Source organism: Streptomyces misionensis (assembly GCF_900104815.1).
GTDB classification, from domain to species: Bacteria; Actinomycetota; Actinomycetes; order Streptomycetales; family Streptomycetaceae; genus Streptomyces; species Streptomyces misionensis.
Map to the genome: position 1 here is coordinate 3,291,035 of NZ_FNTD01000004.1, position 13,336 is coordinate 3,304,370.

Below are 13,336 nucleotides of genomic sequence, written 5' to 3' on the forward strand. Positions count from 1 at the left end.
GTCAGCTCGGCCCGGCCTTGTAACCGACACCACGGACGGTCACCACGATCTCCGGCCGCTCCGGGTCCTTCTCAACCTTGGAACGCAGCCGCTGCACATGGACGTTGACGAGGCGGGTGTCGGCGGCGTGGCGGTATCCCCACACCTGTTCGAGCAGCACCTCGCGCGTGAAGACCTGCCAGGGCTTGCGGGCGAGCGCGACCAGCAGGTCGAACTCCAGCGGGGTCAGCGCGATCGACTGCCCGTCCCGCTTCACCGAGTGCCCGGCCACGTCGATGACCAGGTCACCGATGGTCAGCTGCTCCGGCGCCGGCTCCTCGGACCGCCGCAGCCGCGCCCGGATCCGCGCCACCAGTTCCTTCGGCTTGAACGGCTTGACGATGTAGTCGTCCGCGCCGGACTCCAGGCCCACCACGACATCGACGGTGTCGCTCTTGGCCGTGAGCATCACGATCGGCACTCCGGACTCCGCCCGGATCAGCCGGCACACCTCGATGCCGTCCCGTCCGGGCAGCATCAGGTCGAGCAGCACCAGATCGGGCTTGCTCTCACGGAACGCGGCCAGCGCCTTGTCGCCGTCGGCTACGAAAGACGGCTCAAAACCTTCACCACGCAGCACGATGCCGAGCATCTCGGCCAGTGCGGTGTCGTCGTCGACGACAAGGACTCGTCCCTTCATAAACGACATCATCCCATTCTCGTAACAGTGACAGAGGCGCTGGTGAGCGAGGTCACTGGCCGGTGACGATAGTCGTACGGGGCCGTCACTGTCTGCCCCCGGCCGTCTCGCGGGGCGGGACCGCGGCGCCGGACCGGGCCCGGCGCCGCGCGCCGCTCAGCCGGTTGCCGCGGCGCACATCGCCGCGAGCGCCTCCCTGGTCACGGGCGACACGGCACCCTCCTCCGTCACGATCGCCGTCACCAGCTCGGGCGGTGTCACATCGAACGCCGGGTTGTACGCCTGCGTGCCCAGCGGCGCCACCGGGACCCCGCCGCCGGCCCCGGTCACCTGCGCCTGCGGCGCCATCACCTCGGTCACCTCGAAGCCGGCGCGCTGCTCGACCTCGATGGCCGACCCGTCCGGGGTGGCCATGTCGATCGTGGTCAGCGGCGCCACCACGATGAACGGCACCTGGTGGTGGCGGGCGAGCACGGCGAGCGGATAGCTGCCCACCTTGTTCGCCACCGAGCCGTCCGCCGCGATCCGGTCCGCCCCGATCAGCACCGCGTCCACCTCACCCGCCGCGAACAGGGAACCCGCCGCGTTGTCGGTGAGCAGCGTGTACGCCATCCCGTTGCGCGCCGCCTCGTACGCCGTCAGACGCGCCCCCTGGAGCAGCGGACGCGTCTCGTCCACCCACAGCCGCCGCAGCCGCCCCTCACGATGCGCCGCGAGCGCCACCGCGAAGGCCGTGCCCTCACCGCCCGAGACCAGCGCCCCGGTGTTGCAGTGGGTCAGGATCCGGTGACCGCCGCCGGGCAGCAGCTCGCCCAGCAACGCCAGGCCGTGAGCCGCCATCCGGGCACTGGCCTCGGCGTCCTGCCGGTGCAGCGCCCGCGCCGCGGCCAACGCCGCCTCCGCCGCCGCGGCCGGCTCACCGCTCCTGGCCAGCTCGGCCTCGTGCGCGGCCAGGGCCCGGCGCACCCCGACGGACAGGTTCACCGCGGTCGGCCGGGCGGCCTCCAGCGCCTGTGCCGCCTCGGGCACGTCGAAGCCGCGCGCGGCGGCGAGCGCGACGCCGTACGCCCCCGCGATCCCGAGCAGCGGCGCCCCGCGCACGGCGAGCGAACGGATCGCCTCCACCAGCGCCGATGCGTCCGTGCACACCAACTCGACCTCTTCCACGGGAAGCCTCGTCTGGTCGAGGAGGACCAGTACGGGACCTTCGGGTGGTTCCTCCCATCGGATCGCCGGTATTCCGGACGGCCGTTCGTCCCCGCCGCTTCGTGCCTGATGATCAGCCATGCGGTCAGTCTGCCCCGGACACCGCGGACAACTGAAGGCATCCAGCCTTCCCCTCGCCCGCTCCCGCCTTGACCGACCCATGGCACGATGTCTGCCAACCTGCCGCCGCGACCGCGGACGGGCACCGAGAAGGAGCATCGATGACTGACACTCCGGGCTGGGCCTCGCCCGGATCCGAGCCGACGCCCGAGGGACGGGAGCCCGGCGCGTCCGACCCGGCCGACCACCCCGGAACCGGTTCCGGCGCGTCCGCGCCGCAGCCGGGCGCGCAGCCGCAGGGCCCAGGCGCGCAGTGGTCCAAGGAGCAGCCGGCGGCCGGCCAGTGGTCCGCGCCCACCGGAGCCCCCGGCCCCGGCCAGACGCCGCCGCCCCCGCCGCCCGGGCCCGGCTGGGGCGGCCCCGGGCCCGGCATGCCCGGCGGCTACGGAGCGCCCCCCGGCGGACCCGGCGGTTACGGCGGCGGGTACGGCGGCTACGGCGTCCCCGGTGGTTACGGAGCCTGGGGCGGTGGCTGGGCCCCGCCCGCGGCCAAGCCCGGAGTCATCCCGCTGCGCCCGCTCGGCGTCGGTGAGATCCTCGACGGCGCCGTCTCCACCCTGCGCACCCACTGGCGCACGGTCCTCGGCATATCCCTGACGCTCGCCGTCGTCACGGAGATCGCCACGATCCTCCTGCAGCGCTACTTCCTGAACAACACCGCCACCCAGGACACCCTGAACGATCCGGGCACCTCGGCCGCCGACGCCTTCCGCGTCATGGGCGAGTCCCTCCTCGGCACCTTCGTCCTGTCCCTGATCACCCTGATCGGGACGCTCATCGCCACCGCGATGCTGACGAGCGTGACCAGTCGCGCCGTCCTCGGCCGGCCGGTCAGCCCGGGTGAGGCCTGGCGGGAAGCCCGCCCGCAGGTGTGGAAGCTGTTCGGCCAGCTGCTCCTGCTCGGACTCATCGGCGTCGGCGTCATGCTGGGCGGCGCGGTCCCCGGCATCATCGGCTTCCTCGCCGGCAACGAGAACGTCGGCATCACACTCCTGGTCTTCGGCCTGCTCGCCGCGTTCGTCGTGGTCATCTGGCTGACGGTGCGCTTCTCGCTGGCCGCGCCCGCGCTGATGCTGGAACGCCAGGGCATCGTGCAGTCGCTGCGCCGCTCCACCAAGCTGGTGCAGGGCTCCTGGTGGCGCATCCTCGGCATCCAGCTGCTCGCCGGACTCATCGTCGGCATCGCCAAGGTCGTCATCTCGATCCCGTTCACCGTCGCCGCGCTGATCGCGGGCGGCGACGGCCTGGCCGGCTTCCTCGGCGAGAACGGGGCGCACGTCAGCTGGACCTTCCTGCTGATCAGCGGGATCGGCGCGGTGATCGGCACCACCATCACGCTGCCGATCTCCGCCGGAGTCACCGTGCTCCTCTACGTCGACCAGCGCATCCGCCGCGAGGGCCTCGACCTGGAACTGGCCCGCGCCGCCGGTGTCCAGGGCGCCCCCACCGGCGCCCCAGGCCCCGTCCCGGGGAGCTGACGGGGTGATCTTCACGGGGGGAATCGCCACGCCGCCGGGCCGGCTCGGCGCCGTGGCAACGGCCGTCCACGGCCTGCTGCGCGCGCCGGACACCGCCGTACTGGCCGCGGGGAACGGGCCGCCGGTGACCGACCCGCGCGATCCCGCGCGGGAGGCGGCCCGGCGCGAGCTGGCCAAGCGCATGTACCACGAGAACGACCCCGGCCTGGTCTCACGCGCCCTGAAGGCACTGTGGAACTGGCTCGACGGGCTGTTCGGCTCGGCCGCGCCCATGGCTCCCGGCGGCTCGGTCGGCCTGTGGGTCGTCGTGCTGTTCGTCGTCGCCGTCCTGGCCGCCCTGTGGTGGCGCCTCGGCTCCCCCGGCCGCCGCGCGCCCCGCTCCGCGGCGGTCCTGTTCGACGACGGCCCGCGCAGCGCCGCCGAGCACCGCGCGGCGAGCGAGGCACACGCGGCCCAGGGCCACTGGAGCCAGGCCGTCCAGGAACGCATGCGGGCCGTCGTCCGCGCCCTGGAGGAGCGCACCGTGCTCGACGCCCGCCCGGGCCGGACCGCCGACGAGGCGGCCGCCGAGGCCGGCCGCGCCCTGCCCGCACACCTCGACCGGCTGCGCGCCGCCGCCCGCGAGTTCGACGACGTGACGTACGGCGGACGCGGTGCGAGCGAGCAGTCGTACCGCCGCCTCGCCGAACTCGACCGCGATCTGGAACGCACCAGGCCCGCCCACGCCGACAGCACGGCCGACACGGCCCGTAGCACCAGCCAGGGGGCCGCCGAGTGAGCACCGCAGCCGCGCCGCCGACCACCTCCACCGCGCCCACGGCCCGCGCCCTGTGGAACCGCACCCGGGGGATCGCCCTCGCCGTGGTGCTGCTCCTCGCCGGGGCCGTCGTCCTGGCCGCCGTGCGCTCCACCGAGCGGCACGGGGAACTGGACCCGCGCTCCGCCGACCCGACCGGCAGCCGCGCCGTCGCCGAGCTGCTGGCCGAGCGCGGGGTCACCACGCGCGTGGTCGGCACCCTCGACGCGGCCCGCGCCGCCGCAGGCCCCGACACCACTCTCCTGGTCGCCGTCCCCGACCTGCTCACCCGCGGCCAGCAGACCGCCCTGCACCGGGCGACCGCCGCCTCCGGCGGACGCACCGTCCTGGTCGCCGCGAGCGGCTGGTCCGTCGAACGGCTCGCCCCCGGAGTCGTCGCCGACCCCGCCGACAGCCTCGGCACCACCCTGACCCCCGACTGCGACCTGCCCGAGGCGCGCCGCGCGGGCAGCGCCGACACCGGAGGCATCCGCTACACCACCACCCGCAGCGGCGCCCAGGCCTGCTACCCCAGCGACCGGCTCGCCACGCTCCTGCGGCTCCCCGCGGCGTCCGGGGGCGACACCGTCGTCCTCGGCGCGCCCGACATCCTCTACAACGACCGCCTCGACAAGCAGGGCAACGCGTCGCTCGCCCTGCAACTCCTCGGCTCCCGCCCCCATCTGGTCTGGTACCTCCCCTCGCTCTCCGACGACTCCGCCGCGGACAACGCCGACGGCGAGAGCTTCCTCGACCTGCTCCCGTCGGGCTGGCTGTGGGCGACCCTCCAGCTCTTCATCGCGGCCGTCCTCGCCGCCTTCTGGCGCGGACGGCGCTTCGGGCCCCTCGTGCCCGAACGCCTCCCCGTCGCCATCCGGGCCTCGGAGACCACCGAGGGCCGCGCCCGCCTCTACCGCAAGGCCAACGCCCGCGACCGCGCGGCCGCCGCTCTCCGCTCCGCCACCCGCACCCGCCTCGCCCCTCTCGTCGGGCTGCCCGCCGCCCAGGCGCACACGCCCGAGGCCCTGCTCCCCGCCCTGTCCGCCCGCCTCACCGGCGAAGGACAGGACCTGCGCTCCCTGCTGTTCGGGCCGCCGCCCGGCGACGACACGGCCCTGATCGCACTGACCGACCGACTCGACGCCCTCGAAAGAGAGGTACGCCGTTCATGATGGACCCGACCACCGACATCGCCGCGGGGACCGAGGCCGCGGCCGATCCCCGCGCCGCCCTGGAAGCCCTGCGCGCCGAGATCGCCAAAGCCGTGGTCGGCCAGGACCCCGCCGTGACCGGTCTCGTCGTCGCCCTCCTGTGCCGCGGGCACGTCCTGCTCGAAGGCGTCCCCGGCGTGGCCAAGACCCTGCTCGTCCGGGCCCTCGCGTCCGCCCTGGAACTCGACACCAAGCGGGTCCAGTTCACCCCCGACCTGATGCCGAGCGACGTCACGGGCTCCCTCGTCTACGACACCCGTACCGCCGAGTTCTCCTTCCAGCCCGGCCCGGTCTTCACCAACCTCCTGCTCGCGGACGAGATCAACCGCACCCCGCCCAAGACCCAGTCCTCCCTCCTGGAGGCCATGGAGGAACGGCAGGTCACGGTCGACGGCACGCCCCGCCCGCTCCCCGAGCCGTTCCTGGTCGCGGCGACCCAGAACCCGGTCGAGTACGAGGGCACCTACCCGCTGCCGGAAGCCCAGCTGGACCGGTTCCTGCTCAAGCTGACGGTGCCGCTGCCGTCCCGCCAGGACGAGATCGACGTCCTCACCCGCCACGCCTCGGGCTTCAACCCCCGTGATCTGCGGGCGGCGGGCATACGACCGGTCGCCGGCCCCGCCGACCTCGAGGCGGCCCGTGCCGCGGTCGCCGGCACGACCGTCTCTCCCGAGATCACGGCCTATGTCGTGGATATCTGCCGTGCCACCCGTGAATCCCCCTCGCTCTCCATGGGTGTGTCCCCCCGTGGGGCCACCGCCCTCCTGTCCACCGCCCGGGCCTGGGCCTGGCTGACGGGCCGGGACTACGTCATCCCCGACGACGTCAAGGCCCTCGCCCTGCCGACCCTGCGCCACCGCGTCCAGCTCCGCCCGGAGGCGGAGATGGAGGGGGTGACGGCCGATTCCGTCATCGACGCCGTCCTCGCCCACGTCCCGGTCCCGCGCTGATGGCCCTCACCGGACGCGCCGCCCTCCTCGCGGCCCTCGGTTCCCTCCCCGTCGGCATCCTGGACCCTGGCTGGACGGGCATCCTCGCGGTCAACGGCCCGCTGGCGCTGGCCTGCGCCTGCGACTTCGCGCTGGCCGCGCCGGTACGCCGCCTGGTGCTCACGCGCTCCGGCGACACCACCGCGCGCCTCGGGGAAGGCGCCGATGTCACGCTCACCGTCACCAACCCGTCGCGCCGTCTCCTGCGGGCGCGGCTGCGGGACGGCTGGCCGCCCAGCAGCTGGCTGCCCGGGACGGAGGTCGAGTCGTCCCGGCACCGCCTGACCGTGCCTCCGGGCGAGCGCCGGCGGGTGACGACCCGGTTGCGCCCCACCCGCCGCGGCGACCGCGAGGCCGATCGCGTGACGATCCGCTCCTATGGTCCCCTCGGGCTGTTCTCCCGCCAGGGAGCCCACCGGGTGCCCTGGTCTGTACGGGTTCTGCCCCCGTTCACGAGCCGGAAGCATCTTCCGTCGAAACTCGCTCGATTGCGTGAACTCGACGGTCGCACCAGCGTCCTGACGCGTGGTGAGGGGACGGAGTTCGACAGCCTCCGGGAGTACGTGCCCGGTGACGACACCCGCTCGATCGACTGGCGGGCCACCGCCCGGCAGTCCGCGGTCGCCGTGCGCACCTGGCGTCCGGAGCGGGACCGGCACATCCTTCTGGTGCTGGACACCGGCCGCACCTCCGCCGGGCGCGTGGGCGACGTCCCGCGCCTGGACGCCGCCATGGACGCGGCCCTTCTCCTCGCGGCCCTCGCCTCCCGGGCCGGCGACCGCGTGGACCTCCTCGCCTACGACCGCCGGGTACGGGCCCTGGTCCAGGGCAGGTCCGCCGGTGAGCTGCTGCCGTCGCTCGTGGCGGCGATGGCCATGCTCGAACCGGAAATCGTGGAGACCGACAGCCGGGGCCTGACCTCCATGGCCCTGCGTACGGCACCGCGGCGCTCCCTGGTCGTGCTGCTGACGACGTTGGACGCGGCGCCGGTAGAGCAGGGCCTGCTGCCGGTTCTGCCCCGGCTGACACAGCGGCACACGGTCCTGGTCGCCGCGGTGGCCGACCCGCACATCGCGCGGATGGCCGAGGCACGGGGCAGTGCGGAAGCGGTGTACGAGGCCGCTGCGGCGGCCCAGGCGCAGAACGAACGCCGACGCACCGCCGACACGTTGCGTCGGCACGGTGTCACGGTCGTCGATGCGACACCGGAAGAGCTGGCGCCCGCTTTGGCGGACGCCTATCTGGCTCTGAAGGCGGCGGGCCGGCTCTGAGCGCTGCCGGGTCCGTCGCCCTTCGGGGCGTCGGATAAAACTCCCCTGAAACGCGGAAAACCCCCGCACCAACGGTGCGGGGGTTCCCCTCAAAAATTGTTCGGCGGCGTCCTACTCTCCCACAGGGTCCCCCCTGCAGTACCATCGGCGCTGTGAGGCTTAGCTTCCGGGTTCGGAATGTAACCGGGCGTTTCCCTCACGCTATAACCACCGAAACACTATGAAACTGACAACCAGCACAATGGTTGTTCGTGGTTTCAGAACCAACACAGTGGACGCGAGCAACTGAGGACAAGCCCTCGGCCTATTAGTACCGGTCACCTCCACCAGTTACCTGGCTTCCAGATCCGGCCTATCAACCCAGTCGTCTACTGGGAGCCTTACCCCATCAAGTGGGTGGGAGTCCTCATCTCGAAGCAGGCTTCCCGCTTAGATGCTTTCAGCGGTTATCCCTCCCGAACGTAGCCAACCAGCCATGCCCTTGGCAGAACAACTGGCACACCAGAGGTTCGTCCGTCCCGGTCCTCTCGTACTAGGGACAGCCCTTCTCAAGACTCCTACGCGCACAGCGGATAGGGACCGAACTGTCTCACGACGTTCTAAACCCAGCTCGCGTACCGCTTTAATGGGCGAACAGCCCAACCCTTGGGACCGACTCCAGCCCCAGGATGCGACGAGCCGACATCGAGGTGCCAAACCATCCCGTCGATATGGACTCTTGGGGAAGATCAGCCTGTTATCCCCGGGGTACCTTTTATCCGTTGAGCGACGGCGCTTCCACAAGCCACCGCCGGATCACTAGTCCCGACTTTCGTCCCTGCTCGACCCGTCGGTCTCACAGTCAAGCTCCCTTGTGCACTTACACTCAACACCTGATTGCCAACCAGGCTGAGGGAACCTTTGGGCGCCTCCGTTACCCTTTAGGAGGCAACCGCCCCAGTTAAACTACCCATCAGACACTGTCCCTGATCCGGATCACGGACCCAGGTTAGACATCCAGCACGACCAGACTGGTATTTCAACGACGACTCCACAACCACTGGCGTGGCCGCTTCAAAGTCTCCCAGCTATCCTACACAAGCCGAACCGAACACCAATATCAAACTGTAGTAAAGGTCCCGGGGTCTTTCCGTCCTGCTGCGCGAAACGAGCATCTTTACTCGTAGTGCAATTTCACCGGGCCTATGGTTGAGACAGTCGAGAAGTCGTTACGCCATTCGTGCAGGTCGGAACTTACCCGACAAGGAATTTCGCTACCTTAGGATGGTTATAGTTACCACCGCCGTTTACTGGCGCTTAAGTTCTCAGCTTCGCCCCACCGAAGTGAAGCTAACCGGTCCCCTTAACGTTCCAGCACCGGGCAGGCGTCAGTCCGTATACATCGCCTTACGGCTTCGCACGGACCTGTGTTTTTAGTAAACAGTCGCTTCTCGCTGGTCTCTGCGGCCACCCCCAGCTCAGACCGTAAAGATCATCACCAGGTGTGGCCCCCCTTCTCCCGAAGTTACGGGGGCATTTTGCCGAGTTCCTTAACCATAGTTCACCCGAACGCCTCGGTATTCTCTACCTGACCACCTGAGTCGGTTTAGGGTACGGGCCGCCATGAAACTCGCTAGAGGCTTTTCTCGACAGCATAGGATCATCCACTTCACCACAATCGGCTCGGCATCAGGTCTCACCCTGCATGAGCGGCGGATTTACCTACCACTCGGGCTACACCCTTACCCCGGGACAACCACCGCCCGGGATGGACTACCTTCCTGCGTCACCCCATCACTCACCTACTAACCGCTTGGTTCAGCGGCTCCACCACTCCCCTTTGCCCGAAGGCTCCAGGGCGGCTTCACGGCCTTAGCATCACGATGCTCGATGTTTGACGCTTCACAGCGGGTACCGGAATATCAACCGGTTATCCATCGACTACGCCTGTCGGCCTCGCCTTAGGTCCCGACTTACCCTGGGCAGATCAGCTTGACCCAGGAACCCTTAGTCAATCGGCGCACACGTTTCTCACGTGTGAATCGCTACTCATGCCTGCATTCTCACTCGTCAACCGTCCACAACTACCTTCCGGTGCTGCTTCACCCGGCAGACGACGCTCCCCTACCCATCACAACACCCGTTAGGGCTATATGCTGCAATGACACGACTTCGGCGGTACGCTTGAGCCCCGCTACATTGTCGGCGCGGAATCACTAGACCAGTGAGCTATTACGCACTCTTTCAAGGGTGGCTGCTTCTAAGCCAACCTCCTGGTTGTCTGTGCGACTCCACATCCTTTCCCACTTAGCGTACGCTTAGGGGCCTTAGTCGATGCTCTGGGCTGTTTCCCTCTCGACCATGGAGCTTATCCCCCACAGTCTCACTGCCGCGCTCTCACTTACCGGCATTCGGAGTTTGGCTAAGGTCAGTAACCCGGTAGGGCCCATCGCCTATCCAGTGCTCTACCTCCGGCAAGAAACACACGACGCTGCACCTAAATGCATTTCGGGGAGAACCAGCTATCACGGAGTTTGATTGGCCTTTCACCCCTAACCACAGGTCATCCCCCAGGTTTTCAACCCTGGTGGGTTCGGTCCTCCACGAAGTCTTACCTCCGCTTCAACCTGCCCATGGCTAGATCACTCCGCTTCGGGTCTTGAGCGTGCTACTGAAACGCCCTATTCGGACTCGCTTTCGCTACGGCTTCCCCACACGGGTTAACCTCGCAACACACCGCAAACTCGCAGGCTCATTCTTCAAAAGGCACGCAGTCACGAGGATCCGAAGATCCCGACGCTCCCACGGCTTGTAGGCACACGGTTTCAGGTACTATTTCACTCCCCTCCCGGGGTACTTTTCACCATTCCCTCACGGTACTATCCGCTATCGGTCACCAGGGAATATTTAGGCTTAGCGGGTGGTCCCGCCAGATTCACACGGGATTTCTCGGGCCCCGTGCTACTTGGGTGTCTCTCAAGCAAGCCGCTGACATTTCGACTACGGGGGTCTTACCCTCTACGCCGGACCTTTCGCATGTCCTTCGTCTACATCAACGGTTTCTGACTCGCCCTACGGCCGGCAGACCGTAGAAGAGAGATCCCACAACCCCGCACACGCAACCCCTGCCGGGTCTCACACGCATACGGTTTGGCCTCATCCGGTTTCGCTCGCCACTACTCCCGGAATCACGGTTGTTTTCTCTTCCTGAGGGTACTGAGATGTTTCACTTCCCCTCGTTCCCTCCACACTGCCTATGTGTTCAGCAGCGGGTGACAGCCCATGACGACTGCCGGGTTTCCCCATTCGGAAACCCCCGGATCAAAGCCTGGTTGACGACTCCCCGGGGACTATCGCGGCCTCCCACGTCCTTCATCGGTTCCTGGTGCCAAGGCATCCACCGTGCGCCCTTAAAAACTTGGCCACAGATGCTCGCGTCCACTGTGCAGTTCTCAAACAACGACCAGCCACCCATCACCCCGAACCCAAAGGTCCGAGTGCACTGGGGCCGGCGACTGAGGAGAAGTTCATTCCCTCAGACACCCAACAGCGTGCCCGACACGATCAGCCAACCAGATCAGCGTTCCACGCCCCGAAGAGCAGTACTAGCGCCTGGTCCATCCTGAACCGTGCCGAGTAGTCAACGTTCCACCCATGAGCAACCAGCATCAGACATTCGCTGATGTACTGGCCTCTGACCAGGCAAGCCCGGTAAGAAGTGCTCCTTAGAAAGGAGGTGATCCAGCCGCACCTTCCGGTACGGCTACCTTGTTACGACTTCGTCCCAATCGCCAGTCCCACCTTCGACAGCTCCCTCCCACAAGGGGTTGGGCCACCGGCTTCGGGTGTTACCGACTTTCGTGACGTGACGGGCGGTGTGTACAAGGCCCGGGAACGTATTCACCGCAGCAATGCTGATCTGCGATTACTAGCGACTCCGACTTCATGGGGTCGAGTTGCAGACCCCAATCCGAACTGAGACCGGCTTTTTGAGATTCGCTCCACCTCACGGTATCGCAGCTCATTGTACCGGCCATTGTAGCACGTGTGCAGCCCAAGACATAAGGGGCATGATGACTTGACGTCGTCCCCACCTTCCTCCGAGTTGACCCCGGCGGTCTCCCGTGAGTCCCCAGCACCACAAGGGCCTGCTGGCAACACGGGACAAGGGTTGCGCTCGTTGCGGGACTTAACCCAACATCTCACGACACGAGCTGACGACAGCCATGCACCACCTGTACACCGACCACAAGGGGGGCACTATCTCTAATGCTTTCCGGTGTATGTCAAGCCTTGGTAAGGTTCTTCGCGTTGCGTCGAATTAAGCCACATGCTCCGCCGCTTGTGCGGGCCCCCGTCAATTCCTTTGAGTTTTAGCCTTGCGGCCGTACTCCCCAGGCGGGGCACTTAATGCGTTAGCTGCGGCACGGACAACGTGGAATGTTGCCCACACCTAGTGCCCACCGTTTACGGCGTGGACTACCAGGGTATCTAATCCTGTTCGCTCCCCACGCTTTCGCTCCTCAGCGTCAGTATCGGCCCAGAGATCCGCCTTCGCCACCGGTGTTCCTCCTGATATCTGCGCATTTCACCGCTACACCAGGAATTCCGATCTCCCCTACCGAACTCTAGCCTGCCCGTATCGACTGCAGACCCGGGGTTAAGCCCCGGGCTTTCACAACCGACGTGACAAGCCGCCTACGAGCTCTTTACGCCCAATAATTCCGGACAACGCTTGCGCCCTACGTATTACCGCGGCTGCTGGCACGTAGTTAGCCGGCGCTTCTTCTGCAGGTACCGTCACTTTCGCTTCTTCCCTGCTGAAAGAGGTTTACAACCCGAAGGCCGTCATCCCTCACGCGGCGTCGCTGCATCAGGCTTTCGCCCATTGTGCAATATTCCCCACTGCTGCCTCCCGTAGGAGTCTGGGCCGTGTCTCAGTCCCAGTGTGGCCGGTCGCCCTCTCAGGCCGGCTACCCGTCGTCGCCTTGGTGAGCCATTACCTCACCAACAAGCTGATAGGCCGCGGGCTCATCCTGCACCGCCGGAGCTTTACACCATCAAGGATGCCCAAGATGGTCATATCCGGTATTAGACCCCGTTTCCAGGGCTTGTCCCAGAGTGCAGGGCAGATTGCCCACGTGTTACTCACCCGTTCGCCACTAATCCACCCCGAAGGGCTTCATCGTTCGACTTGCATGTGTTAAGCACGCCGCCAGCGTTCGTCCTGAGCCAGGATCAAACTCTCCGTGAATGTTTACCGGTAATCCGGTGAGACACACACGGGAGCGGAACGACCGGAGGAATAGTCCGATCGTTCACAGCGTCCTCGCTGTGTTTTTTCAAAGGAACCTCGACCATCGCTGACCGATGGACGGGGTATCAACATATCTGGCGTTGACTTTTGGCACGCTGTTGAGTTCTCAAGGAACGGTCGCTTCCTTTGTACTCACCCTCTCGGGCTTTCCTCCGGGCGCTTCCCTTCGGTGTTTCCGACTCTATCAGATCTTTTCTCGACCCGATTTCCTCGGTGCTTTCCAGGTTCCCGCTTCCGCGTTTCCCTTTCCGGCGGTTCCGACTTTATCAGAAGTTCTTGGCCGGTCTGAC

At 67.2% G+C, this 13,336-nt stretch carries 7 protein-coding genes and 3 rRNA genes; 5 read left to right on the forward strand and 5 right to left on the reverse strand.

The window, feature by feature from the left end; genetic code table 11:
- Position 1: 1 nt before the first annotated feature.
- Positions 2–691 (reverse strand): two-component system response regulator MtrA, encoded by a 690-nt coding sequence (mtrA, locus tag BLW85_RS16550; RefSeq protein WP_187279108.1) that lies wholly within the window; start codon positions 689–691, stop codon positions 2–4.
- A gap of 144 nt (positions 692–835) precedes the next feature.
- The gene (mtnA, locus tag BLW85_RS16555) at positions 836–1,966 is read right to left on the reverse strand and encodes an S-methyl-5-thioribose-1-phosphate isomerase (RefSeq protein WP_074992452.1); all 1,131 of its coding nucleotides are present in this window, start codon (positions 1,964–1,966) and stop codon (positions 836–838) included.
- Between the two features lie 140 nt (positions 1,967–2,106).
- On the opposite strand from mtnA, the gene BLW85_RS16560 reads away from it, so the two are divergent.
- From BLW85_RS16560 to BLW85_RS16580, 5 genes are all read left to right on the forward strand, one after another.
- Positions 2,107–3,483, forward strand: coding sequence for a DUF7847 domain-containing protein (locus tag BLW85_RS16560; protein ID WP_074992453.1), 1,377 nt, complete (start codon positions 2,107–2,109; stop codon positions 3,481–3,483).
- A 124-nt stretch (positions 3,484–3,607) separates the two neighbouring features.
- Positions 3,608–4,261 (forward strand): DUF4129 domain-containing protein, encoded by a 654-nt coding sequence (locus BLW85_RS16565; RefSeq protein WP_074996097.1) that lies wholly within the window; start codon positions 3,608–3,610, stop codon positions 4,259–4,261.
- On the forward strand, positions 4,258–5,451 hold the full coding sequence (locus tag BLW85_RS16570) for a DUF4350 domain-containing protein (RefSeq protein WP_074992454.1): 1,194 nt from the start codon (positions 4,258–4,260) through the stop codon (positions 5,449–5,451). The genes BLW85_RS16565 and BLW85_RS16570 overlap by 4 nt, the downstream gene beginning before the upstream one ends.
- Positions 5,451–6,440 carry an AAA family ATPase gene (locus BLW85_RS16575; protein ID WP_107409131.1) on the forward strand — a complete coding sequence of 330 codons (990 nt, stop codon included), beginning with the start codon at positions 5,451–5,453 and terminating at the stop codon, positions 6,438–6,440. Before BLW85_RS16570 ends, BLW85_RS16575 begins: the two co-directional genes overlap by 1 nt.
- Positions 6,440–7,750, forward strand: coding sequence for a DUF58 domain-containing protein (locus BLW85_RS16580; protein WP_074992456.1), 1,311 nt, complete (start codon positions 6,440–6,442; stop codon positions 7,748–7,750). The genes BLW85_RS16575 and BLW85_RS16580 overlap by 1 nt, the downstream gene beginning before the upstream one ends.
- Before the next feature lie 98 nt (positions 7,751–7,848).
- Here the strand turns inward: BLW85_RS16580 and rrf are convergent.
- The 3 genes from rrf to BLW85_RS16595 form a co-directional block, all read right to left on the reverse strand.
- Positions 7,849–7,965: ribosomal RNA gene (gene rrf, locus BLW85_RS16585) — 5S ribosomal RNA — on the reverse strand.
- Between the two features lie 72 nt (positions 7,966–8,037).
- Positions 8,038–11,153: ribosomal RNA gene (locus BLW85_RS16590) — 23S ribosomal RNA — on the reverse strand.
- 305 nt (positions 11,154–11,458) lie between these two features.
- A 16S ribosomal RNA gene (locus BLW85_RS16595) occupies positions 11,459–12,983 on the reverse strand.
- The 16S, 23S and 5S rRNA genes sit together here, the layout of an rRNA operon.
- Positions 12,984–13,336: the final 353 nt, after the last annotated feature.

Coding starts and splice junctions, on each gene's coding strand:
- mtrA (WP_187279108.1), bottom strand. CDS start 691: ATGATGTCGTTTATGAAGGGACGAGTCCTTGTCGTCGACGACGACACC.
- mtnA (WP_074992452.1), bottom strand. CDS start 1,966: ATGGCTGATCATCAGGCACGAAGCGGCGGGGACGAACGGCCGTCCGGA.
- BLW85_RS16560 (WP_074992453.1), top strand. CDS start 2,107: ATGACTGACACTCCGGGCTGGGCCTCGCCCGGATCCGAGCCGACGCCC.
- BLW85_RS16575 (WP_107409131.1), top strand. CDS start 5,451: ATGGACCCGACCACCGACATCGCCGCGGGGACCGAGGCCGCGGCCGAT.
- BLW85_RS16580 (WP_074992456.1), top strand. CDS start 6,440: ATGGCCCTCACCGGACGCGCCGCCCTCCTCGCGGCCCTCGGTTCCCTC.